Origin of the sequence: Neorhizobium fuzhouense (assembly GCF_042611105.1) — a bacterium.
GTDB classification, from domain to species: domain Bacteria; phylum Pseudomonadota; class Alphaproteobacteria; order Rhizobiales; family Rhizobiaceae; genus Neorhizobium; species Neorhizobium galegae_A.
On the sequence record NZ_JBHFFP010000003.1, the window covers coordinates 358,715 to 382,571 of the forward strand.

Below are 23,857 nucleotides of genomic sequence, written 5' to 3' on the forward strand. Positions count from 1 at the left end.
GGATGACAAGCAACAAGACAAGCGAGCGCAGCCAGCGTGTGCGCAGCGACAAGGCGGTGGCACACCGGCTGAGACGCAAGCGCATCGAATCCCTGCAGCGGACGGGCCATGTCGGGCATCCGGACAAGGCGGTCGCAGACGCATCCGCGGTTCTCGATTGCGGCTGGGGCCGGCTGATCTTTGCCCAGACCTTCGATGATGCCGGGAAACTCGTCTCGGCGCTGCGCGAGGAAGCGCCGGAACATCGCGACATCGCCATCTATGTGCATGAGCCGCATGTGCTGCTGGCTCAAGCACCGCAGGAGATCTTTCTCGATCCCTCGCATACTTTCCGACTCGATCTCGCCACCTATCGTTCCGGCCGGCGCCAGCCGCGCGGATTTTCCGTCAGGCGCCTGTCATCCGAAGCAGATGCCCGCGCCGTCAACCGCATCTATTCTGCCCGCGGCATGGTAGAGGTGCGGCCGGATTTCTTCTGGTCGAACCGCGACAACCGGGCCATCACCTATCTGGTTGCGGAAGACGAGACGACCGGCGAGGTGATCGGCACCGTGACCGGCATTGACCACACGCGCGCCTTTGCCGATCCTGAACAGGGATCATCGCTCTGGTGCCTGGCGGTTGATCCGCAAGCGCGTCATGCCGGCATCGGCGAAACGCTGGTGCGCAGGCTCGCCGAGCATTTCAAGGCGCGCGGTGCGGGTTTCATGGATCTCTCAGTGCTGCACGATAACGAGCAGGCGATCGCGCTCTACGAAAAACTTGGCTTTCGGCGCATTCCGGCCTTTTCCGTCAAGCGCAAGAACTCCATCAATGAGCGCCTCTATGCCCGACCGCTCGAAGCCTATGATGCGCTGAACCCCTATGCCCGGCTGATCGTCGACGAAGCGCGCCGGCGCGGCGTGCATGTGGAAATTACCGATGCCGAAGGCGGCTTCTTCCGGCTGTCGAATGGCGGCCGCACCGTCCATTGCCGCGAGAGCCTCAGCGACCTGACATCGGGCGTGGCGATGTCGATCTGCGACGACAAGGCGGTGACCCGCCGCGTGGTGGAACGCGCCGGCCTTGTCGTGCCGAAACAGATGACGGCCGATGGTGACGAAGAGGCGCTCGTTGCGTTCCTGGAAAAGCATGGACGGGTGGTGGTCAAACCCGCCCGTGGCGAGCAGGGACGTGCTGTTGCGGTTGGACTTTCGACGCTCGACGAGGTGCAAAGGGCCATTGTCGCTGCCCGCGAGGTTTGCGACCGCGTGCTGATCGAAGCCTGTTTCGAGGGCGAGGATCTGCGCCTCGTGGTCATCGATTTCAAGCTGGTGGCCGCCGCCATCCGCCGCCCGCCGCATGTGGTGGGCGATGGGCGCCAGACCGTGCGCCAGCTCATCGAAACGCTGTCGCGGCGAAGGGCTGCCGCCACCGGCGGTGAAAGCACGATCCCGGTCGATGCCGAAACCGAACGCTGCCTGCAGATGTCGGATCTGACGCTGGACGATGTTCTGGAAGAAGGCCGCGACGTGGTGGTGCGCAAGGCCGCAAACCTTCACACCGGCGGCTCCATCCACGACGTGACGGCGATTGTCCATCCCCGCCTGGTGGAGGCAGCCATCAAGGCGGCCCGTGCCATCGACATCCCGGTCGTCGGCATCGATTTCATGGTGAAGGCCCCGACCGAGCCGGACTACGTGTTCATCGAAGCGAACGAGCGCCCGGGGCTTGCCAACCACGAGCCGCAGCCGATAGCGGCCCGCTTTCTCGATCTGCTCTTCCCGCTTTCGGGCCACCGTTCGGCCCGCAATGCGCTGGGGAAAATGTAACGGCATGACCATCGATATCGACGAGGACTATCTGCTTTCGCAGCTCAAGGCACTGCTGTCGATCGACAGCCCGACCGGCTATACGGACCAGGTGGTGCGCTATTGCTCGCAGGAACTGGAACGGCTGGGGCTGACACCGGAGCTGACGCGGCGCGGCGCGATTCGCGCCGTGCGCCAGGGTAGCCGGCGAAAGGGCGCGCGCGCCATTGTTTCCCATGTCGACACACTCGGCGCGCAGGTGAAGGCCATCAAGGAGAATGGCCGGCTGGAACTGGTGCCCATCGGTCATTGGTCCGCCCGCTTTGCCGAGGGCGCACGGGTCACCATCTACAGCTATCACGGCACCTTTCGCGGCACGATCCTGCCGCTGAAAGCCTCCGGCCACACTTTCAATGACGAAGTGGACACCGCACCTGTCGGCTGGGCGCATGTGGAGCTGCGCATCGATGCCATCACCGGCTCTGCGGCGCAGACACGCGGGCTCGGCATCGATGTGGGCGATACGGTCGCCATCGATACCGGCACCGAATTCCTCGAAAACGGCTTCATCAATTCCCGCCATCTGGACGATAAGGCGGGCGTTGCCATCTGTCTTGCCGCCATCGAGGCGCTGGAACGGACGGGCGCGCGCACGCCCGTCGATACGCATTGGCTGTTCACCATTGCCGAAGAGGTCGGTGTCGGCGCCTCCTCCATCCTGTCCTCCGAGATCGCCTCGATGCTGACCATCGACAACGGCACCACCGCGCCGGGACAGAATTCATCGGAATTCGGCGTTACCATCGCCATGGCCGACCAGACAGGTCCGTTCGATTATCACCTGACGCGCAAGCTGGTGGATCTGTGCATCGAAAACGACATCCCCTACCAGAAGGATGTCTTTCGCTATTACCGGTCGGATTCGGCCTCCGCACTTGAGGCAGGCCACGATATCCGCACGGCGCTTGCCGCCTTCGGGGTCGATGCCTCGCACGGCTATGAGCGCATCCACGTCCACGCGCTCACAAGCGTTGCAAGGCTGGTGTCCGCCTTTGCCGTGAGCCCGGTAAACATCGATCGCGATGCCGAGGAAATTTCCAGCCCGAAGGGCTTTACCACCCAGCCAACGGACGAGGCGGAACAACTGGTGCAGGTTCCGGCAGACGGCGGACGCGCGCCGGAACAGCAGCAGCCATTGGACAGATGGTCAAGGCCCAAGCCGACCTGACGGCAGCCCGCAAGGTTTAAGGAAAGGCGGCACTGTACAGCGTGTGCAGGAAAAGGATGCCGTTTGCCAGAAGCAGGCAGAACACGGCAAAGGAGCCGAGATCCTTGGCGTGGCGAGCGGCGAGCGAAAATTCGGGCGACACCCGATCGACGATTTCCTCCACCGCCGTATTCAGCGCCTCCACCGCAACCAGCACCAGGAACAGCACGAATGCCGCCAGATAGGTGGTGAACGCAGCCCCGACCAGGGCATAGACACAACTGATGATAAAGAACACGGCGCATTCATGGCGAAAGGCCGTTTCGCCGAACAGCCGGCGCGCACCGCCCAGCGAATACCGCGCAGCCGCCAGAACATGGCCAAGCCCGCGTTGTCTTTGATGCCGAAGAGGTTCGGACATTTTTGCGCTCCCCACACAATCTTCTGCACATAACAAGGCTGTGCGCATCGCGCAAAGGCAAAGCTGCAAAGGGGAGTGCGGAGAGCCCGCAGCGATTGCGTCATGCCCTCGCCAGCCGCAAGGAGTCGCTTGTTCTTCGCAGATTTGGTGTATACATTATCGAACGCGGCTCGAGGAGGAGACTTGGATGCCGCAGCGAAAACATGCGCATAGCATTCATCGGGTTCATGGGAGTGGACCTGTCGCGGGATTAAAACTCTGGGAGGAGTATACATGGCATCCGTATCGAGACGCCTTTTCATGACAGGTGCTGCCCTGTGCAGCCTGTTGTTTTCGCATGCCTATGCCGCTGAAACCGTCAAGATCGGCCTCGTGCTGCCGATGACTGGCCCCTTCGCCTCGACGGGGCGTCAGGTGGAAGCAGGCGTCAAGGCCTATATGGCGCTGAACGGTGATACCGTGGCCGGCAAGAAGGTTGAGGTGGTGCTGCGCGATGATGCCGGTACCGCTGACCAGACCCGGCGCATTGCCCAGGAACTGGTGGTGAAGGACGGCGCCTCGATGCTGATGGGCTTTGGCCTCACGCCGCTTGCGCTTTCGGTGGCACCGGTGCTCGCGCAGGCCAAAGTTCCCGCCATCATCACCTCGGCGACCACCTCGATCATCACCCAGAAATCGGATTATTTCGTGCGCACCAGCATGGCCGGCCCGCAATCGGCTGTGCCGGTTGCCACCTGGGCGGCCAAGAACGGGCTGAAGCGCGTCGTCACGCTCGTTTCCGATTACGGCCCCGGCATCGATATCGAAAAGGGTTTCACCGACCAGTTCAAGAAAGATGGCGGCGAAATCCTGGAGGCGGTGCGTGTGCCCCTGCAGAACCCGGATTTTGCGCCCTTCCTGCAGCGCGTGCGCGACACAAAGCCGGATGCTGTCTTCGTCTTCGTGCCCTCCGGCGTCGGCTCCATCTTCATGAAGCAGTTCGTCGAGCGCGGCCTTCGCGATGCCGGCATCAAGCTGATCGCGACCGGCGACGTGACCGACGACGATCTCCTGAACGGCATGGGCGATGCAGCGCTTGGCGTCATCACCGGCCATTTCTATTCCGCCAACCACGACAGCGCGGAAAACAAGGCGTTCGTGGCCGAGGTTCGCAAGGCCAACAACAATATGCGGCCGAACTTCATGTCCGTCGGCGGCTATGATGCCATGGCGCTCGCCTATGCGGCGCTGAAGAAGACCAATGGCGATACCGACGGCACCAAGCTGGTAGAGGCCATGAAGGGCATGGCCTGGACAAGCCCGCGCGGCCCGATCACCATCGATGCGAAAACCCGCGACATCGTGCAGGACATCTACATGCGCGAGGTCAAGAAGGTGGATGGCGAGCTTTATAACGTCGAGTTTGCCACCTTCCCGAAGGTGCGCGACCCGAATACGCCGTGATGGGAAGCGTGCGCCGGCTGCGCTCTGCCAGTGCGGCGCATGTCTCCGCTGCATCGAATCCGTGATGCGGAGGAAGTGGCTGATCCCTGTCGGTTGACCCTCCTTTCCAGCCAGTGGCTGGATGAGGCAAGCCATCAGCATCGGCAAAGATGATGCAGCCATCGACCGGTGTGCCGGAACGTGTGCGTTCCGGCACCCACCACACGCCTGCGCCTGACCCGCTTTCTGTCATTCCCCGCCATCCCCGGGAGGAACGATGCTGACAATCCTGTTCGACGGCATTGCCTATGGCATGCTGCTTTTCGTTCTCGCCTGCGGGCTTGCCGTGACACTCGGCCTGATGAACTTCGTCAATCTTGCCCACGGTGCCTTTGCCATGGCGGGCGGTTACGTGACCGTGGTGCTGATGAACCGCTATGGCATCTCCTTCTACTGGTGCCTTCCGGCGGCCTTCCTGTTTTCGGCCGCGCTGGGTGCAGCGCTGGAAGTGACGCTTTATCGACGGCTCTATGCCGCATCCCATCTCGACCAGGTGCTGTTTTCCATCGGCCTCGTCTTCATGGCCGTGGCGGGAGTGGATTTTTTCATGGGCGGACAGCAGCAGCTGATCTCGCTGCCGCCAGAGCTCTCCGGTCGCTTCAACCTGCTCGGCGCCGATATCGGCCGCTACCGGCTTTTCATCATCGTTTTGTGCGCGCTGTTGACCATTGCGCTGCAAACGACGCTCACCCGCACCCGCATCGGCAGCCAGTTGCGCGCGGCCGTGGATGATGGCCGGGTGGCGCGCGGGCTTGGCATCAATGTATCGGTGATCTTCGTGCTCACCTTCGCGCTCGGCTCAGGGCTCGCCGGATTGGGCGGTGCGCTCGGCGTGGAACTGCTCGGGCTCGATCCGAACTTCCCGTTGAAATACCTCATCTATTTCATGATCGTGGTGACGATCGGCGGCACCTCCTCCATCACCGGGCCGTTTCTGGCTGCCCTTTTGCTCGGCATCGCCGATGTGGCGGGCAAATATTATCTTCCTTCGCTCGGGGCCTTCATCATCTATGCGGTGATGATCGCCTTTCTCATCCTGCGCCCCAACGGGCTGTTTTTCCGGGAGGGAGGACGATGAGCCCGCTGCCCCGACAGGCGCTCGCCAGCGCCTTCCTTCGCCGCAAGGCCCGCTGGAAGCCGTTGGAATATGGCTTCTGGATCCTGGCGCTTGGCGCTGCCTTCGCGCTTCCATCGCAACAATTGCTGCTGAGCGAGATCGCCATTCTCGCCCTCTTTGCCATGTCCCTCGATCTGATCGTCGGCTATGCCGGCATCCTGTCGCTCGGCCACGCCGCCTTCTTTGGCGTCGGAGCCTATGCGGCGGGCCTCCTCAGCCTGCATCTCACCGCAGAACCGCTCACCGGCCTTATCCTGTCGGGTGCGATTGCCGGTCTGCTCGGCCTTGCCACCAGCTATCTGGTGCTGCGGGGCAGCGACCTCACCAAGCTGATGACGACCTTCGGCGTCAGCATGCTCATCTCGGAAGCGGCAAACCAGGCAGCCTGGCTGACCGGTGGCGCCGATGGGCTGAGCGGTATCCTGATCGATCCGATTGCCGGCCTGTTCGAATTCGACCTGTTCGGGCAGACTGGCTATCTCTATTGCCTCACCGTGCTGTTTGTCGCGCTGGTCATCGCGCGCCGCATCGTCCATGCGCCCTTCGGCCTGTCGCTGAAGGCCATCAAGCGCAACAGCCGCCGCGCCGCCATGCTCGGCATTTCGCCCAATCGCCGCATCGTCGTCATCTACACGCTCTCAGCCGTCTATGCCGGCTTTGCCGGTGCGCTCCTCACGCAGACCACCAGTTTCGTCTCGCCGGATGTGCTGGCCTTTCACCGCTCGGCCGACGTGCTGCTGGTTCTGGTCCTGGGCGGCGTCGGCTACCTCTATGGCGGCGTGATCGGCGCGGTGATCTTTACGGTGCTGCGTGCCTGGCTGTCGGTCGTCACACCGCAATACTGGATGTTCTGGATCGGGCTCGTTCTGGTTGCGCTTGTGCTTGTCGGACGCGATCGCATCAACCCCGCCCGCCTGACGGCATGGGTAAGGACGAAAACCGGTCGCGCGGCGCCCAGTGCAGCACCCCTTGCGAAGGAGGAGGCATGACACCCGCCCTTGAAACCCGCGCGCTGGTGAAGCGCTTCGGCGGCCTTGTCGTTACCAATGACGTGTCGCTCTCCATCCGGCCCGGCGCCCGCCATGCACTGATCGGCCCCAATGGCGCGGGCAAGACCACCATCATCAACCTTCTGACCGGGGCGCTCACCCCCAGCAGCGGCCGGATCCTGATCGGCGGCGAAGACATCACCGAGGCAAGCCCGTTTGCGCGGGTGAAAAAGGGCATGGCCCGCACCTTCCAGATCAACCAGCTGTTTGACGATCTGACGCCGCTCGAATCCATGGTGCTGGCGGTTGGCGAGCGGCTGGGGCATGGCACCCGCTTCTGGCGTTCGCTTGCATCCGACAGTCAGGCGGCCGCGGAGGCTGCCGATATTCTCGAACGCTTTCGCCTTGCCGACGTCATGTGCCTGCCGACGCGCGGCCTGCCCTATGGCAAGCAACGCCTGCTAGAAATCGCCCTTGCCATCGCGCTGAAGCCGAAGGTGCTGCTGCTCGACGAACCGGCAGCGGGCGTGCCGGAGGAAGACCGCCACGAGGTGCTTGCCATCGTGCGCGACCTGCCCTCCGACGTCACGGTGGTGCTGATCGAGCATGACATGGACCTCGTCTTCTCCTTTGCCGACCGGATTTCGGTTCTGGCGGCCGGCCGGCTGTTTGCCGAAGGCAGCGTTGCGGAGATTTCCCGCGATCCCGAGGTCAAGGCCATCTATCTGGGAGACGCCGCATGAGCGATCTGCTTCGCATTGAGCAGCTGATCTGCGGTTATGACGAGGCACAAGTTCTCGCCCGCATCGATCTGTCGCTGGCGCAGGGCCAGTCGCTGGCCCTGCTTGGCCGCAACGGCGCCGGCAAGACCACGTTGATCAACAGCATTGTCGGCGTCACCACCCATCATCACGGAACTATTCACCTGAAGGGCGAGGACATAACACGGCTTCGCCCCGAACAGCGCGCTGCCCGTGGCATCGGCTGGGTGCCGCAGGAGCGCAACATCTTCCGGTCGCTGACGGTCGAGGAAAACCTCACCGCCTCCGCTCGCCCCGGTCGCTGGGATGTTTCGGCCGTCTACACGATGTTTCCGCGCCTCCAGGAGCGCCGTCGCAACCTCGGAAACCAGCTTTCCGGCGGCGAACAGCAGATGCTGGCGGTGGGGCGCGCCCTGATGCTCAACCCGAAACTTCTTCTCCTCGATGAGCCGCTGGAGGGTCTTGCTCCGATCATCGTCGATGAACTTCTGGCCGCACTGCGACGCATCGTGACGGAAGAGGGGCTCGCCGCCATCATCGTGGAGCAGAAGGCTCGAAAAATCCTGCCGCTGACGGATGAGGCGATCGTGCTCAACCGCGGCAGCATCGCCCTTGCCGCCTCCGCCAAGGCGCTTTTGGAAAACCCGGCGCAACTGGATGCCCTGCTGGCGATCTGATGGAAACGGCCTGAAGCTGCAAACCTCCATCTAAACAGACACGGCGCCTCGAAAGGCGCCGTGTCGATTGTCATCTGTCCTGTCTTCCAGAACCGCAAGCGGTCGAACTGATCGGCTTAGAACTTCAGGCTGAACTTGCCGCCGAAGACCTGCGATGTGGTGGTCGAACCGAAGGCGCCGTCATAATAGAGACGCAGCGTCCCGGTTTCGCCGGCAAACACATCCACACCCGCCGAGGCGCGCCACAGCGTGCGGTCGGTGGTCGTGCTGACGTTGAACGGTGCTACGCCGCCGGTATCCGACGAGAAGATGCCGGCCATCGCGATGCTGTTATCCGAATAGAGGCTGACCCCACCGCTGACATAGGGACGCAGCAGCATGTCGTCGCCGAGCGCAACCTGGGTGCCCGCCTCCAGCGACGGCGTCACGCTGAACACTGTCTGATCGCTGGCATCCATGCTGAGTGCTGCAATGCCACCGGTTTCCGTGACGGCACGCTGGCGCGTGTAGATCATATCCAGATCGAGGATCGGGCGGAGGTAAGCACTATCGTTCTGGAACGTATAGGCCGCGCGCAGACGGGCATTGATGGTCGCAACCTCTGGGCTCCCGGTCAACGTATCGGTAATAGTGCCGAAATCGACCTGACGGGTGCTGTCATACCAACCGTAGCTTCCCGATACCGCGGCAGAAAACAGGGCCGCACCGGGGGCGTATTTCACAACGGCGCCGAGGTAGGCGGTGCTGCCATCGCTGCTGCCATAGGTGCTGTCGGTGTTCTCCGTCGAGCCGCCGGCGCCGAAGCCGAGGCGCCAGTCCGGGGCGAGCGCGAACTGAGCGCCGCCGGTGAAGCTCCAGCTATCGCTGTGCGATCCGATCGTCTCGGAATCACCGTCGCGCGTTACGCGACGATTTTCCACCTTCACCCAGCCGCATTCGCCTTCGGCGCCGAAGAAATTGACGCCGTCTGCAACGCGGCAGCTCATCAGGTTGTTGGTGAAGTTGATGTTGGCCACGCGGGCCGCATCCGTTTCCGCCAGAAGCACTTCCGGCGACAACTGCTGTAGAGCCGCATTGTACTCTTCATCGGTACTGAGGTTGGCAAGGCTGAGCAGGATGGGCTCAAGACTGTTCGAGGCCGCGATCGAGCGGTTGAAATAATCCCCGAGCGTCCGACTGTTGGGCGTTCCACTCACAGGCGAGAAGTTGACGCCATCGATCGTCACCGTGGCATTGGTGCCGTCGCTGGTAACGGAACCCAGGATCGCGGGGTTCGAAATGACCATGGCCTCCTCCGTGATGCCGGCGCCGGCGGACAGGAAGACATAGCTGTTGGAACTGCTCCCCAGCGACATCAGGTTCACCGACAATGCGCCGTTCAACTTGGCCTGGCCGGAAACCGTCAGCGTGTCGGTCGCCGCGTTTGCGCCGTCGATATCGATCAGCAGCGTCCCGGTCGAGGTATTCTCGAACGAGCCGGTGAGGCTGGTCGCCTTGATCACGCCCTCGCCGCCGGGGGAAACGATGCCGGCATTGGTGAGCCAGTTGCCGCTTCCGAGATCAACCGAGGACCCGGTTTCGAACACCGCGCCGAACCGGTTCTCAAAACTGTTGGACGCAAGATCGGTCAGATCGATATTGCCACGGATCGTCCCGTAGTTGTCGATGGACGTGTTCGTATCGACACCGGAGACGGCAAGACCGTCGATGCCGGAGGTGTTGGCAAGCGTGCCATAGTTGAGAAGGGAGCTGGAAGCGCCATTGACGAACGTCACTGCTGCTCCGCTTGCGCCGCCCTTCACCGTGCCGTCATCGACCTGCGCCGAGAGGCTGCCCCAGCCTTCCAGATGGATACCGCTCTGGTTGCCGGTGAGGTCACCGCCATAGCTCCTGACGAACACAGCTGCATTGGCCGAGGACGCATAAATCGCATCATTGCCGGCTGCGGTGATATTGCCCAAGCTTTCGACTTCAACATCGTTGTCGTCACTCAGGTTGGTGGCGTTGATGCCATATTGGCTGGCCGTGATGCCCCCCAAATGCCCAACATAGACCTCACCCCGCGCCGAAGACGCCACAAGCCCGTTCTGGGCAACAATATCGCCCATGACGGCCACATGCACGCCTTGGTCGTCGCTCAGGTTTGACGCATTGACACCGTCAAGGGCAGCGTTGATATCCCCGTATTGCTCAACATAGACGTCTGCCTGTGCGGAAGATGCAAGGATACCACTTCCATTCGAGGCCGTGATGGCACCTTGCCAGTAGACCTCAACATCGTTGGAGTTGCTGGTGTTGGAGGCGTTAATGCCAACACCGTCTGCGGTGATAATGCCGCTACCGGTTACGTAGATGTAGCCCGTGGCAGAGGACGCCAGGATGCCGTCACGATTATAGGCCGTCAGGTCGCCGGTCTGCGTGACGTTGACCCATCCATTGCCGGTATTGCTGGCATTGATCCCGTAGAGATCGGCAAGGACCGTGCCCGTGGAAGTCACAGACACGTTGCCGTTGCTGGATGAAGCCAGTATGCCATCACGATTATAGGCCGTCAGGTCGCCAGTCTGCGTGACAGTGACCGAGCCATAGCCGGTGTTGGTGGCATTGATGCCGTAGAGATCAGCAACAAGCTTGCCGGTTGAATTTACAGTCACATCGCCGTTGCTGGACGACGCCAGGATGCCATCACGCTTGTTGGCCGTCAGGTCACCGTTCTGTGTGACAGTGACCGAGCCATAGCCGGTGTTGGTGGCATTGATACCATAAAGCTCGGCAACAAGCTTGCCGGTTGAATTCACAGTCACATCGCCGTTGCTGGACGATGCCAGGATGCCGTCATTCTTGTTGGCCGTCAGATCACCGTTCTGCGTGACCTTGACCGAGCCATAGCCGGTGTTGGTGGCATTGATACCATAAAGCTCGGCAACAAGCTTGCCGGTGGAGGTCACGGTCACATTACCGGAGCTGGACGAGGCCACGATGCCGCTGCCGCTGTTGGAAGTGAGGCTTCCGTCGCGATGCGTGACGGTCACGTCCTGACCGCTCAAATTACTGGCATCGATGCCGTTCGTCTTGGAAATCAAATTGCCCTTCTGCGTGACCTCGACGGCTCCGTTCGGCGAATAAGCAATGATGCCCGCGCCGTCATAGGATTCGACGCCGCCGGTTGCATTGACCGTAACATTCGAATAGCCGGCATTGCGCACGGTGATAGCATCGGTCTTGGCCGTTACGGCCCCATCGACCGTAACCGAGGCGGCTCCAGTGGCTGAATAGGCCAGGATGCCCTCCCCGGCCCAGGTGTAAACGCTGCCGGTCTGATTGATCGAGACGTCCCCACCCGTGGAATAGGCGTAAAGGCCGTAGGTCTTGGCCGAAATGTCACCGGTCGACGTAATGCCGATGCTGCCGGCCGGAGCGTCTGCCGAAATGGCGGCGCCCGTGTCGGAGGTGACATTGCCGACCTGCGTGATCAGAATGTTGCCGCTGTTTGCGTCAACGTTAATGCCGTCGCTGTTGGCCTGTATCGCGCCAGTGTTGTCGATCGTCACATTGCTATCAGTGGAACTTGCCAGAATCCCGTTGGCGCTGGCCGACCGGATGCCGCCGGATGCCGTGATGTGGAGCGTGCCGCCGCCCGACTGGACGGCGTGGATCCCGTCCGCGTCGGAGGTGATCAAGCCGTCTGCCGTCACCGAAATTGTGCCATTTGCCGCATAGGCATCGATGCCGGCCCCGGCAGAGACGGTAACTGTTCCTGTTTGATCGACCGTCACATCGCCATATTGCGAATGCGCATAGACGCCGGAGGTCTCGCCGGAGAGATTGCCCGAAGACGTGACCGAAACAGCGCCGTTGGCTGACGTGGCCGAGATGGCGGCGTCGTTGTGCGAGGTGACGTTGCCGGTCTGGTTGATCGAAACCGTGGAATTGTTGGCCGCCCCCTTGATGCCGGGGCCGCTCGCCTCGATTGTGCCGGCGTTGGTAATCGTGACCGAGCCGTTCGTCGAACTCGCGTCGATGCCGATACCGTTGAGCGAGGAGATGGCGCCATCGCGGTTGACGGATGAGGAACCACTGCCACGGCTGGAAATGACGATTGCCGAGCCGGTGGCCGTCACCGCGCCGGAACCCGTCAATGTGGCATTGCCGACAAGCGAGCTCAGGGTAACGCCGATCGCGCCCGACTCGATATCGCCAGACTGCGCGACCGAAACCGCGCCGCTATTGGCGAGGACATCGACACCGTTGCCCGATGCGGTGATCGTGCCCGTTCCAAGGATCGAGACGGTTCCCGTCGTCGAATGGCCGACGATGCCGGCGCCCTGGCTGGAATTGATCGTCCCCGACTGATCGACGGTCACGTTGCCACCGGCCGCATAGGCATTGATGGCATCGCCGGTGGACGTGATGGAACCGATATTGGTGACGATGACGCCGCCATTCAGGCCAATGGCTTCGATCCCGTACCCATCGTGGGCCGTCAGCGAACCGGTGTGGACGACACTCACCACCGTCGTTGCCGTGTCTTCCGCCGACTGGGCATGGATGCCGGTGCCGCCGGCATCGATATCGCCGGTGACCGTCACAGACACGGCGCCACGCGCTTCGGCCCAGACGCCGTCGTCGCTCGTCGTGGTGATATTGCCCGTGTGCGTGGCCAGAACCGTGCCGCTGTCGCCATGGCTTTCCAGGTGAAGACCCTGCGTGCCGGCAACGATATTGCCTGTCGTTGCGGAAAGAACGGAACCGTTGCTGAAGCCATAGATGCCATAGCCGGCTGTGCCGGTGATGTCGGCATCGCTCTGAATGTTCAGGAGACCCGAGCCGTTCGACGAGAGATTTATGCCATCGACCGCAGCATTGATCGTTGCAGTATTGACCAGTTTGATCGCTCCCGGCTGGCCGGGATCAATGCCGGTATCGGCGACGATGCCGGAGCCAGACGTCGAGGTAAGGCTGCCTGCGACATTAAGGTCGATCGTGCCGGTCGACTGGCCATGCGCGGTGATGGCATCAAGACCGGCACTGGTGGTCCCCTTCATCGTCACGTCGATATCGCCTGCCGTATCCACATAGATGCCATGCGCCGCAGCCGATACCAGATTGCCGCTGGCATCAAGGCTGATCGCTTGTCCTCCAAGGCTGCGGGCCTCGATGACATCGGCATCCGCACCACTTGCAGACAGCGTCTGCGTGTTCGCGAGATTGATCGCAATCGGGCCGTTGGTCGACACGAAATTGATGACATCATTGCCAGGCGTTGCCGTCACATCCGCCGTCAGCCCGGTGATGGATAGCATTGTGGTGGGATCGGTAACGGGCTGGAAACTGCTGACTGCGCCGCTGCAGGTCAATATGCTGCCGACCTGCGTGCAGGCAGCCTCGGCCTGGCCGGCGGCTGCAACCCACAGCACGCTGATTGCTGTTCCCGCCATAAGGCCGGCCAGCGCGCGGCTTGGGGCACGGCGAGCGTCGGCGGCTTTCACCGGTCCGCGCTTTCCTGCGAGCAATTCCCCATGTCGTTTCGGGCTCATCATGTACCCTCCCTCAAATCGTTGTTCGGCCAAATTCCGGTCTGTTATCGGTCCGCCTGTTCGGCGCCATCGCGGATTTTCACCGCCTGCGCCGCACCGGCAGACTTTGATTCATCAATCGCCCGTTCAGGCTTTTGCCTTGATTTCCCGCCGTCAGCCGCCGGGATGAGTGGTGGCCGATCTTCCTCGACGGCCAGAAACGGACCCACCCGTCTGAAGCCCGCCACGGCGTCGCTATCGGGCGGCCAGGTGACGAATTTCGAGGGTCCCAGCAACACCGCAAGGAAAGCGAGGGCCGCAGCCATGTTGCGCAAGACGATCGCAGGACGGCGCACCTGTTGCTGCGCCGTCTTGTTCGCGCGCCGGCCTTGAAGGCGGCCCGGCCGGCGCCGCGCAAGGGCAGCGCCTGCGCCTTCGATGCGTTCCCGGAGAGACAGTGCGATATCGGAAAGGCCGTCGCGAACCCCGACAAACCGGTAAAGCCCATAGCTGTACAACGTCGTGTTGATCGCCGGGATGATCGTGCCGAGATACTCGTGCGACAACAGTCCCTGCACGACGTAAACTGCCATCAAAAACAGCATCAGACAGTTGAAGACAAAGCTGTAGGGCGGGATGAAGGTGCGGTCTGCGACTTTTGGCGTTCGGGTGAAGCTTGCCTTTCGGCCCGTTACCATCTGCCTGACCGATGACAGGATACCGGCAAAGCTGACTGGCAGCAGCATCAGGTTCAAGGCGCAGACGTGGAAGAGATCGGTGAAGCGATAGCCCAGGCGCTTCAGATCGCTGGCATAAAGGATGAAGTAGGGCGCAATCGCAAGCGGCGTCCACATCAGCGCCTTGCTGTCGGCCGGCGACCAAATCATCAGGACGAAGACGGCAATATTGCCGAGAAGCGGCGACAGGAGATAATTTGTTCGCAGCAGCAGTTCCGGCAACCGACGAAGACGTCCCGGCATGCGCAGATAATTGCGCAGCAAAGCCGGGAAAATGATGAGGCCACCATTGCTCCAGCGCTTTCGCTGAATGGCAAGCGCACCGAAATCGGCAGGCGTGGCACTATAGGCGAGCGGCGTCAGGTAGTTATGGACATGCCAGCCCGCATCGAGAAGATCGATGGTCGATCCGGTATCCTCGATGACAGTTTCATCCTGAATGAACACCGTGCAGGTCTTGTGCCCTTCCCTCTCATCACGGGCGATCATTTTGAGGGCTTTGAAGCGGATCAGGGCATTCGCACCGACCCAGTAGGCCGCGCAGAAATACGTGCTTCCCTGATGCGCCAGGTACTGGATGTCTGTCGTGGCCCCCGCAATGCGCTCCACAAGCGACGTGCTGCCGGGAAAGCTCAGATAAGGCGTCTGGGCAACGGCCGCCTCCGGCTCCTCGTTGAGGAGGTGCGTGAGGCGCAGCATATAGTCGCCCAGGATGAGACTGTCGGCATCGAGCGTCAGCACAAAGTCCGGCTGCTCCACGACCATATCGACCTTCGCACCCGATGCCGGCACAAGAACACGGCCGCCGCCTCGCGGCTTGATCTTCAGGCGCTTGCCCATCAGGCCGATATAGGAATTGAGGTTCATCGCCTTGTTGGGCGCATGCGACAAATTGGAAAAACTCTTGCGCTCGAAAACGTTGATGTCGCGGCAGAACAGCGTTTCCAGAACGCGGTAATGATGATCGATCCCGTCTTCATCAAGGACCGTCTGCGCAAGCGCGGCTTCGGTGCTGCGATAAAGCCGTGCCAGATCGCGCAAAACGCGCTCCACGAAAAACGTATCCACATGGCGGAACTCCGCCGAGATCTGCGCGACGAATTCCAGCGCGAGCTTTTCCAGCCAGCCGCTTGCGTCGGCGTAGAGCATGGCGATCTGCCGCGTTTCCCACGCGCGATTGGGGGAGGAGATCACCTTTCGCGCCCGCCAGGCATCAGCCGCCGTGCACATGGGCGCCATGACCGCCTCGATTTCCTTCACGACGTCTGCGGCAGCTGCACGCGAGCGCGCCAGCGACTGAACGTCGGAGGCTGGATCATCGATCAGGAGTACGATTCGGCGGTTGCGATAACGCGCGACAGCGGCCGAAAGCAGCGTCATGGCGATAACGCGCCGCTCTTCCCGATAGGAGGGAATGAGGATGGTGATCGACGGCGCTTTGTCGCCGAAGAGATAGTCGGATTCAGCACAATCCGGAGCAGCTTGGCGCCGGCTGCGCCGCGCCAGCCCGTAACGGCTTAATTCGTAGGAGAAGCAGCAAAATACAAGGCAAATAAGAATAACCGCATACGCAACCCGTTGGAATAACGGTATATCGGCAACAAAGATCACAAAATAAACAAACCAAAAGAACAAAGCGAGGGAAAACAGAGAAACAGCGGCGGAAAACGCCGTTTCTTTGCGACCATATCCTCCAAAATGGATCGGTCTGTATATTAGTTTTTCCAAAATCAATATTATGTCCCGACCGATTCACAAGATGTCGAGATTTAGTACATGAACCTCAGAAAAGGCAACTTCAATGTAGAAAGCCCCTTACATTTAAGATATTTTTCATGGAAACAAAAAAATCTGATCACCAGTAATAAATATAACTCGGAGCCACCGCACTGTGCAGACCTTGAATTTCCGCCAAAACAACGATCTCATTCCCGCTTTGAGCGGGCTCTTCCACCATCTGCACTCCCATCTGCGCTTACGCTTCTTGATCGTGATGACAGTCTCTCTTGCAGCCTGCGGATGCGTTACGGCCCAATCAACCTATCCGGACATGGTGAATGCCGGCGACGCCGCAATGGCGCACAAGCAATATGCCTCGGCCCTGCGCTCCTACATGAAAGCGGCAGAGCGCAATGATTCCTGGGGCGAACTGAACGTTGCGAAAATCTACGAGAATGGTCAGGGCGTGCCAAAGGACGATGCCGCCGCCGCCGATTGGTATGCAAAATCCGCGCAGCATGGAAATCCCTGGGCCATGAACAGCCTGGGATCGATGTATGAAGAGGGCCGTGGCGTCGCCAAGGACGCCGTCAAGGCAGCGGACCTTTATGCGCGCTCGGCCGAACAGGGAAACCCCTGGGGGCTCTACAATCACGCGCGCGCGCTTGAACTCGGCTTCGGTGGCCAGAAGGACATCGCAAAAAGCCTGCAGCTTTATCAAAAGGCCGCAGAGCTCGGAAACGCCTGGGCACAGTACACGTTGGGCGACAAATATGCCGCTGGCGATGGTGTCGCGCTCAACAACAAGACCGCCGTCGAATGGTACCGGAAATCCGCCGATCAGGGCAATGCCTGGAGCCAGTACAAGCTCGGCGTACTGCTGGAAGGCGCAACGGATGTGCCCGCTGATCTCCCCGCCGCCTTTGCCTCCTACAAGAAGGCTGCAGCCCAGGGCAATGCGCTGGCACAGGCCAATATGGGCCGGATGCTGGAAAACGGCCAGGGGACGGCCGCCAACCGGGAAGAAGCGCTGCGCCTTTACAAGCAATCGGCGGCCAATGGCGGCCCTGCCTGGGTGTCTGCGCGCATAAAAGCACTGCAAAAGTAGCCGTTCAGGCCACCAGCACCCTCATCGCGCGCCGGCGATACTGCAATCTTCACGTCCGCCTCGAGCGCCTGGCAGCCAATCGCCGCTGCCGGGCGCGCAAGACAGCGGCGTTCACCCGCCGCCCGCCAAGGGGCGGCGGCGCATCCGGCCGGACAGCGACAAAAGCCAGCAGACAAGCGATGGCGGATAAGGGCGGCCCCTTGCAAGGTTGCCTGCCCGTCTCAATATGAATTGTCTCTCCACCGTCATCACTCTGTCGGCGGCTCACTCTTCGTCCAGCGAGACATTCTAATGGCCAAGTCGCTTCACCTTACCGCCTTCATGCGTCCCGTCAGCCTTCATACCGGCGCCTGGCGCTATCCGGGTGCCTATGCGGATGCCAATTTCAACTTCGGCCATCTGAAATCCTTTATCCAGGCGCTGGAGCGGGCGAAGTTCGATGCCTTCTTCATGGCCGATCATCTTGCCGTTCTCAATATGCCGGTGGAAGCCTTGAAGCGCAGCCATACGGTGACATCCTTCGAGCCGTTCACGCTTCTCTCGGCGCTTGCGGCCGTCACCGACAAGATCGGCCTTGCCGCCACCGCCTCCACCACATTCGACGAGCCCTATCACGTGGCACGCCGGTTCGCCTCGCTCGACCATATCAGCGGCGGACGCGCCGCCTGGAACATCGTCACCACCTCCAACCCGGATAGCGCCCGCAATTTCGGCCTTTCCGAGCATGTAGAGCATGGCGAGCGCTACAAGCGCGCCCGCGAATTCTTCGACGTCGTCACGGGCCTCTGGGACAGCTTTGCCGACGATGCCATCATCCGCGATCAGGAAAGCGGCATCTTCTTCAATCCGGACAGGCTGCACGTGCTGGATCACAAGGGCGAGGAGTTCAGCGTGCGCGGGCCGCTGAACATCGCCCGCCCCGTCCAGGGCTGGCCGGTCATCGTGCAGGCCGGCCAGTCGGAACCGGGCAAGCAACTGGCCGCCGAGACGGCGGAAGTCGTCTTTGCCGCACCGCGCGATCTTGCCACCGCAAAGTCGCTCTATGCCGATATCAAGGGCCGCATGCCGGCCGTCGGCCGTGATCCGAAGCACCTGAAAATCCTGCCCGCGGCCATGATCGTCATCGGCGACAGCGTGGAGGAAGCCAAAGCCAAACGCGCAAGACTCGATAGCCTCGTCCACTACGACAGCGCCATTGCCTCCCTGTCCATCGCGCTCGGTCACGACGCATCAGGCTTTGATCCGGATGCCGCCCTGCCGGAGATTCCGGAAACCAATGCCAGCAAGAGCGGGCGGGCGCAGGTGCTGCGGCTGGCGGAGCAGGATAAATTAACCGTTCGCCAGCTTGCCCAGCGCTATGGCGGCTATGCTGGCCTCGCCTTCATCGGCACGCCCCAGACAATCGCCGACGAGATGGAAAACTGGCTGAACGAAGAGGCCGCCGATGGCTTCACCTGCGTCTTCCCGTTTCTGCCGCAAGGGCTGGAGGACGTGACCGAGAAGCTGGTGCCTGAACTGCAGCGGCGTGGCCTGTTTCGAACGGATTATGAGGGCACGACCCTGCGTGAGCACCTTGGCCTGCCCCGGCCTGCCAACCAGTTCTTTCCCGCAGAATAGTCAGCCTGCTCCCGGCATCAGGAGCAACGATGATGGCGTACCGCCGTGCATGTCAGGCGGGCGCCTTCTCCTCGGGTGGCAGATCGATCCAGTGGCGCGATGCCGTCGCGTCAAGGACCGCTTCCAGCACCCGCTGGTTCGCCAGTCCGTCGAAGAAGGTCGCCCCCTTTACCAGCCGCCGCCCGCCGGCGATGGCCGCCACAACCTCCCGCAGCGCCGCGACGACGGAAACGTTCCAGATGCCCTTATTCAGCCCCGGCAGCGCAGCGTTCGGATCCTCCACGGAAATGTCCTCGAACGACTGGCCGGCGCTTGCATAAAGCAACCGTTCCGTCTCGTTGTCGAGAAGGAGCGTGCCGCGGGAGCCGAAGACCTGTGTCACATTGCCCATGTTGTGGGCGGCAACGCCGCTCATGAAGATCTGCGCCAGCGCCCCGCTTTGCATCTGCAGCGTCAGGTGGGAAACATCGTCGGCGGTCGCCGTCCAGCTTTCACCGGTCCGCTTGTCGGTCCGGTCGGGAACCATGGTCAGCGCCTGTCCGATCACCGAGGCGACGGGCCCCAGCCACCAGCGCACGAGATCCACCTGATGGCTGCCATTGGCGCCAAGCCGGCCGCCGCCCTTTTCCGCCAGCGACCACCAGTCGCCCTTTGGCCGCGAGGCCGGATCGGCCCAGGACGAGCCGATATTGGAGATATTCACGTGACGGATCTCGCCGAGCGCGCCCTCGCCGATCAGTTCCGCCATCCGCTGGCGGTTCGGGTTGAAGCGCAACTCGTGGTCGATCATGTGAACGCGTCCGAGCGCCTCCGCCTTTTCCAGCATGGCGGCCGCTTGCGTGGCATTCATGGCTGTCGGCTTTTCGCAGACCACATGCGCGCCGGCATCCAGTGCGGCAAGCGTCATCGGGTGATGCGTGTCGGTCGGCGTCGAGATCAGCACGAGATCAAGGCGATGGGCGCCAAGCATCGCGCGCCAGTCGTCATAGGCATGGCGAACGGCAAAAGCCTCTGCGGCATCGCGGGCACTTTCGATCCGGCTTGCGGCAATCGCCACCACTTCGGCCCCTTCCACGTGGCGAAGTGCCGGCAGATAGGCGGCGCGGGCGAAACTCGCGCCGATGATTCCAACTTTCATGAAGGATGTCCTTTGGGGTCAGCCGAGCGTCTTCAGGCGCGGATCGAGGAAATCGCGCAGCCAGTCGCCCAGAATGTTGAAGGAAAGCACCGTCATGACGATGGCGATGCCGGGATAGAAGGCCAGCCACCACTTGTTGGCCAGAAGCTGGTCGCGGCTCTCCGCCAGCATCGATCCCCAGGTCGGAACAGACGGCGGCACACCGAGGCCAAGGAAGGAGAGCGAGGCTTCCGACAGGATGACACTCGCTACGTTGAAGGAAGCAATCACCGTCAGCGGCGCCATGATATTGGGCAGGATGGTGCGGAAGATGACGGACACCGTGCCGTCGCCCAGCGCACGGGCCGCCTCGACATATTCCTTTTCACGCAGCGATAAAGTCTGCGCTCTCACGATGCGGGCATAGGTCACCCATTGTCCGACGCCCAGCACCAGAATGATGTTGGCAAGCCCCGGCCCCAGGATGACGAGGAACATGATGGCAAAGAGGATGAAGGGAAAGGCGAGCTGGATATCGCCGAGCCGCATGATCACGTCATCGATCCAGCCGCCGAAATAGCCCGACACCAGCCCCGCCACGACGCCGATGGTGCCGCCAACCAGGATGGCGCTGATGCCGACCAGCAGCGAAACACGCGCACCGTAAAGAAGCCGCGAGAAGACATCGCGCCCGAGCCCGTCGGTGCCGAGCAGGAACAGCACCTTGCCCCTCCCCTCGGTCATGGGACCTGCCAGCCGCAGCATGATGTTCTGGCGGTTGGGATCGAGCGGCGCGATCTGCGGACCAAAGAGGGCGGCGAAGATGACGCAGACGAGGATGAGAAGGGCCAGAAGCGGCCATTTGGCCGCGACCATGCTGCGCCAGGCGCGCCGGAGTTCCCGACGCCGATAGTTCATGGCCGGTTGCGAAAGGCCTTGTGTTGCTGAAGCCATGGTTCTGACCCTTACAGTTTCACGCGCGGATCGATCCGCACATAGATCAGATCGACAAGGAGGTTGAGGCTGATGAAGATGACCGAGAGCATGATCACGCAGGCCTGCACGACCGGGATGTCACGCTGGTTGATCGCGTTGAACACAAGCCGGCCGATGCCCGGCCAGGAAAAGATCATCTCGACGACCACTACACCGCCGAGCAGGAAGCCGAATTCCAGCCCGACCATGGTGACGACCGGCAGCCAGGCATTGCGCAGCGCGTGATGAATGACCACGGCGGCTTCCGGAATGCCCTTGGAGCGGGCGGTTCTGACGAAATCCTGCCCCAGCACTTCCAGCATGGAAGAGCGCACCAGCCGTGCATTGCGCGACAGCGAGTAGAAGCCCACCGCAACGCCGGGCATGATGAGATAATAGAGCGCCATGGGCAGCTGGCTGAAGGCCTCCACCACATGGCCCTGCAACAGCGGCACCAGGAAGGGCACATGGCCGGAGATCGGCAGCCAGCGCAGATAAAGCCCGAAGAACATGATCATCATGATGCCGAGCCAGAAGCTGGGGATGGATTGCCCCAGCATGCCCATGGTCATGATCGAACCGTCGAGCGCCGAGCCACGATAGAGCGCCGCAAACACGCCGAGCGGAATGGCGAGCACGATCGCAAAGATCATGGCAAACAGCGTCAGCTCGATGGTGGCTGGCAGGGCCTCCAGGACCGCTTCGAGAGCCGGGCGTTTATAGGAGAGCGACGTTCCGAAATCGCCCTGGACCAGGTGACCGACGAACGTGAAATACTGCTCGTACAATGGACGGTCGAAGCCGAGCGCCACGCGCGTCTGCTGGATCTCTTCTGCCGTCGCACGCTCCGACACATAAAGATACGTCGGATCGCCGCCGATCTGCAACGCGACGAAGCTGATCGCAGTCACGCCCAAAATCACGATGATGCTCTGAAGCAACCGGCGAATGATGAAAGTCCACATGCCACGTCCTGTCTCGTCTGTGATGGCTTGTGCTGCGCAGGCTGATCCTGCGCAGCACGGGGCTGCTATTTCAGGGAGGCGTCGAAGAGATCGATCTCCTCGTCACGCCGCGGCTTCCAGGCGACGCGCTTCGACACGCCGTAGAAATCCGGCTGGAAATAGAGTTGCAGCCAGGGGCCTTCCTCGTAGAAGAGTTTCAGCATGCGATTGATGACCGGCCGGGCTTCGGCCACCGAGGGGGCGGCCAGCGCCAGCTTCCAGTCGTCGAACCAGCGCGGATCTGTCCAGCTCTGGTAGTTGGTGGTGGCGTCCGGCGTCGAAAACAGACTCATGTCGTAGAGCGGGTTCCAGGTGACGCCCCCCTGCCCCAGAAAGAACAGCGGCGCCATTTTCTTCGCCCGCAGCAGCGGCGAGTAGACGGAGGCCCATTCGAGAAGCTCTACATCCGTCTGGACGCCCACATCCGTCAGATATTGACCGATGGCCTGCACGACATTGGCGTCGTTGAGATAGCGGCCGCGCGGACCCTGCAGGCGGATGTGAAACCGCACGCCATCGGCGCCACGCCGATAGCCGGCCTCGTCCAGAAGCTTTTCGGCCATGGCCGGATCATAGGGCACCGGCTTCAGGTCCGGATTGCCGTTCGGCGGATTGACGAGGCTGGTGGCACGCTCGCAGGTGGTGCCGAGCAACTGGCTGCAGATGCCCGGCACATCCACCGCATATTGCAGGGCAAAGCGCACCTTGGGGTTCTGGATTTCGGCCGCACCCGGCATGCCGGCGGCATTGGGACTGAGGTTGTAGCCCACCTGCATGCGCCGCGTGCCGCTCACCTTTTCCACCGCTGCCGTGCCGGACGCATCGATGGCGCCGATCTGGTCGGGCGACACGTTGGTGATGATGTCGACATTGCCGGCAATCAGTTCGGCCGTGCGGGTCGATGCCTCGGGAATGATGCGCCAGACGATCCTCTTGAAACGGCCGGGATCCTTGACCTTTTCCAGAACGATCTGCGCGCCGCGTTGCCAGGACACCAGCCGGTAGGACCCGGAGCCGACCGGGTTCGTGGACGCCTGCTCCAGCGTCATCGCCTCATAGGCATCCTTACAGTGGATGTAGATCTGCGCCATCATGCCAAGCGCGAGCGTCGTCCTCGCCGACAGGTTGATGCGCACCGTCAGGTCGTCCACCACCTCGGCGGACTTGAAGCCGAGCGTCGGAAACACGAAGCCTGCCGAATTGCCGGTGAACTTCTTGGACTTGTCCGCCGGCCGGTTGAACGAATAGGCGACATCCTCTGCTGTCAGCGCTTCCCCATTGTCGCAGGTGAGGTTCGGCTTGATCTTGACGAGATAGGAGAGGCCGTCGGCGCTCACATCAGTTTTCTCCGCGAGATAGGGCTTGATCTCGCCCTCGAAGTTCACCGTGTAGAGCGTTGCGAAAATGTGCTTGGCGATATTGGCGTTATCCCGGCTTGAAATCTGGGCGGGATCGAATGTCGAGGCGTCGGCGCTGAGGCCGACGACCAGTGTGTCCGGCGGCGGTGCGGCCTGCGCGGCGGCAAGGCCGCCCATCAGGGCGCAGCCCGTGGCCAGGATGCGGATCAGGCTTGTCATCGTGGGTTCCCCTTCAAGACGTTTTTGTCTTTGATTATGCCCA

Annotated in this window: 16 protein-coding genes; 9 read left to right on the forward strand and 7 right to left on the reverse strand. The window is 61.7% G+C overall.

Features of this window, described 5'->3' with window-relative positions; genetic code table 11:
* Positions 1-2: 2 nt before the first annotated feature.
* Both ngg and ACEXP3_RS08575 read left to right on the forward strand, forming a co-directional pair.
* Complete coding sequence (gene ngg / locus ACEXP3_RS08570) at positions 3-1,811, forward strand: N-acetylglutaminylglutamine synthetase (protein WP_377296855.1); 1,809 nt, start codon at positions 3-5, stop codon at positions 1,809-1,811.
* Positions 1,812-1,815: 4 nt separating this feature from the next.
* On the forward strand, positions 1,816-3,018 hold the full coding sequence (locus ACEXP3_RS08575) for an osmoprotectant NAGGN system M42 family peptidase (protein WP_377296856.1): 1,203 nt from the start codon (positions 1,816-1,818) through the stop codon (positions 3,016-3,018).
* A gap of 16 nt (positions 3,019-3,034) precedes the next feature.
* On the opposite strand, the gene ACEXP3_RS08580 is transcribed toward ACEXP3_RS08575, so the two are convergent.
* Positions 3,035-3,418, reverse strand: coding sequence for a diacylglycerol kinase (locus tag ACEXP3_RS08580; protein ID WP_377296857.1), 384 nt, complete (start codon positions 3,416-3,418; stop codon positions 3,035-3,037).
* 273 nt (positions 3,419-3,691) lie between these two features.
* On the opposite strand from ACEXP3_RS08580, the gene ACEXP3_RS08585 reads away from it, so the two are divergent.
* From ACEXP3_RS08585 to ACEXP3_RS08605, 5 genes are all read left to right on the forward strand, one after another.
* A complete protein-coding gene (locus tag ACEXP3_RS08585; protein WP_210105337.1) occupies positions 3,692-4,861 on the forward strand; it encodes an ABC transporter substrate-binding protein in 1,170 nt (389 codons plus the stop codon).
* A gap of 256 nt (positions 4,862-5,117) precedes the next feature.
* Positions 5,118-5,978 (forward strand): branched-chain amino acid ABC transporter permease, encoded by an 861-nt coding sequence (locus ACEXP3_RS08590; protein WP_377296858.1) that lies wholly within the window; start codon positions 5,118-5,120, stop codon positions 5,976-5,978.
* On the forward strand, positions 5,975-7,006 hold the full coding sequence (locus ACEXP3_RS08595) for a branched-chain amino acid ABC transporter permease (RefSeq protein ID WP_377296859.1): 1,032 nt from the start codon (positions 5,975-5,977) through the stop codon (positions 7,004-7,006). Before ACEXP3_RS08590 ends, ACEXP3_RS08595 begins: the two co-directional genes overlap by 4 nt.
* The gene (locus ACEXP3_RS08600) at positions 7,003-7,749 is read left to right on the forward strand and encodes an ABC transporter ATP-binding protein (RefSeq protein ID WP_210105334.1); all 747 of its coding nucleotides are present in this window, start codon (positions 7,003-7,005) and stop codon (positions 7,747-7,749) included. The genes ACEXP3_RS08595 and ACEXP3_RS08600 overlap by 4 nt, the downstream gene beginning before the upstream one ends.
* Positions 7,746-8,444, forward strand: coding sequence for an ABC transporter ATP-binding protein (locus tag ACEXP3_RS08605; RefSeq protein ID WP_210105333.1), 699 nt, complete (start codon positions 7,746-7,748; stop codon positions 8,442-8,444). The genes ACEXP3_RS08600 and ACEXP3_RS08605 overlap by 4 nt, the downstream gene beginning before the upstream one ends.
* Positions 8,445-8,560: 116 nt before the next feature.
* Here ACEXP3_RS08605 and ACEXP3_RS08610 read toward each other — a convergent pair whose 3' ends face one another.
* Together ACEXP3_RS08610 and ACEXP3_RS08615 are read right to left on the reverse strand one after the other, a co-directional pair.
* Positions 8,561-13,981, reverse strand: coding sequence for a beta strand repeat-containing protein (locus ACEXP3_RS08610; protein ID WP_377296860.1), 5,421 nt, complete (start codon positions 13,979-13,981; stop codon positions 8,561-8,563).
* Positions 13,982-14,025: 44 nt separating this feature from the next.
* Positions 14,026-16,077 carry a glycosyltransferase family 2 protein gene (locus ACEXP3_RS08615; RefSeq protein ID WP_377296861.1) on the reverse strand — a complete coding sequence of 684 codons (2,052 nt, stop codon included), beginning with the start codon at positions 16,075-16,077 and terminating at the stop codon, positions 14,026-14,028.
* Positions 16,078-16,771: 694 nt separating this feature from the next.
* On the opposite strand from ACEXP3_RS08615, the gene ACEXP3_RS08620 reads away from it, so the two are divergent.
* Entirely contained in the window at positions 16,772-17,524 is a 753-nt protein-coding gene (locus tag ACEXP3_RS08620; protein WP_210105330.1) for a tetratricopeptide repeat protein, read from the forward strand.
* 291 nt (positions 17,525-17,815) lie between these two features.
* Positions 17,816-19,141, forward strand: coding sequence for an LLM class flavin-dependent oxidoreductase (locus ACEXP3_RS08625; RefSeq protein ID WP_377296862.1), 1,326 nt, complete (start codon positions 17,816-17,818; stop codon positions 19,139-19,141).
* Between the two features lie 52 nt (positions 19,142-19,193).
* Here ACEXP3_RS08625 and ACEXP3_RS08630 read toward each other — a convergent pair whose 3' ends face one another.
* The 4 genes from ACEXP3_RS08630 to ACEXP3_RS08645 all read right to left on the reverse strand — a co-directional run bounded on the left by ACEXP3_RS08630 (position 19,194) and on the right by ACEXP3_RS08645 (position 23,814).
* Positions 19,194-20,279, reverse strand: a complete 1,086-nt coding sequence (locus ACEXP3_RS08630) for a Gfo/Idh/MocA family protein (protein ID WP_377296863.1) — start codon at positions 20,277-20,279, stop codon at positions 19,194-19,196.
* A gap of 18 nt (positions 20,280-20,297) precedes the next feature.
* On the reverse strand, positions 20,298-21,212 hold the full coding sequence (locus tag ACEXP3_RS08635; RefSeq protein WP_377296864.1) for an ABC transporter permease: 915 nt from the start codon (positions 21,210-21,212) through the stop codon (positions 20,298-20,300).
* Between the two features lie 11 nt (positions 21,213-21,223).
* The gene (locus ACEXP3_RS08640) at positions 21,224-22,198 is read right to left on the reverse strand and encodes an ABC transporter permease (RefSeq protein WP_377296865.1); all 975 of its coding nucleotides are present in this window, start codon (positions 22,196-22,198) and stop codon (positions 21,224-21,226) included.
* A 65-nt stretch (positions 22,199-22,263) separates the two neighbouring features.
* Positions 22,264-23,814 carry an ABC transporter substrate-binding protein gene (locus ACEXP3_RS08645; RefSeq protein ID WP_377296866.1) on the reverse strand — a complete coding sequence of 517 codons (1,551 nt, stop codon included), beginning with the start codon at positions 23,812-23,814 and terminating at the stop codon, positions 22,264-22,266.
* Positions 23,815-23,857: the final 43 nt, after the last annotated feature.

Bases quoted from the DNA above. Each gene is read 5' to 3' on its own strand.
- ngg (WP_377296855.1), top strand. From the start codon at position 3: ATGACAAGCAACAAGACAAGCGAGCGCAGCCAGCGTGTGCGCAGCGAC.
- ACEXP3_RS08575 (WP_377296856.1), top strand. From the start codon at position 1,816: ATGACCATCGATATCGACGAGGACTATCTGCTTTCGCAGCTCAAGGCA.
- ACEXP3_RS08580 (WP_377296857.1), bottom strand. From the start codon at position 3,418: ATGTCCGAACCTCTTCGGCATCAAAGACAACGCGGGCTTGGCCATGTT.
- ACEXP3_RS08585 (WP_210105337.1), top strand. From the start codon at position 3,692: ATGGCATCCGTATCGAGACGCCTTTTCATGACAGGTGCTGCCCTGTGC.
- ACEXP3_RS08590 (WP_377296858.1), top strand. From the start codon at position 5,118: ATGCTGACAATCCTGTTCGACGGCATTGCCTATGGCATGCTGCTTTTC.
- ACEXP3_RS08595 (WP_377296859.1), top strand. From the start codon at position 5,975: ATGAGCCCGCTGCCCCGACAGGCGCTCGCCAGCGCCTTCCTTCGCCGC.
- ACEXP3_RS08600 (WP_210105334.1), top strand. From the start codon at position 7,003: ATGACACCCGCCCTTGAAACCCGCGCGCTGGTGAAGCGCTTCGGCGGC.
- ACEXP3_RS08605 (WP_210105333.1), top strand. From the start codon at position 7,746: ATGAGCGATCTGCTTCGCATTGAGCAGCTGATCTGCGGTTATGACGAG.
- ACEXP3_RS08610 (WP_377296860.1), bottom strand. From the start codon at position 13,981: ATGAGCCCGAAACGACATGGGGAATTGCTCGCAGGAAAGCGCGGACCG.
- ACEXP3_RS08615 (WP_377296861.1), bottom strand. From the start codon at position 16,077: ATGACGCTGCTTTCGGCCGCTGTCGCGCGTTATCGCAACCGCCGAATC.
- ACEXP3_RS08620 (WP_210105330.1), top strand. From the start codon at position 16,772: ATGGCGCACAAGCAATATGCCTCGGCCCTGCGCTCCTACATGAAAGCG.
- ACEXP3_RS08625 (WP_377296862.1), top strand. From the start codon at position 17,816: ATGGCCAAGTCGCTTCACCTTACCGCCTTCATGCGTCCCGTCAGCCTT.
- ACEXP3_RS08630 (WP_377296863.1), bottom strand. From the start codon at position 20,279: ATGAAAGTTGGAATCATCGGCGCGAGTTTCGCCCGCGCCGCCTATCTG.
- ACEXP3_RS08635 (WP_377296864.1), bottom strand. From the start codon at position 21,212: ATGGCTTCAGCAACACAAGGCCTTTCGCAACCGGCCATGAACTATCGG.
- ACEXP3_RS08640 (WP_377296865.1), bottom strand. From the start codon at position 22,198: ATGTGGACTTTCATCATTCGCCGGTTGCTTCAGAGCATCATCGTGATT.
- ACEXP3_RS08645 (WP_377296866.1), bottom strand. From the start codon at position 23,814: ATGACAAGCCTGATCCGCATCCTGGCCACGGGCTGCGCCCTGATGGGC.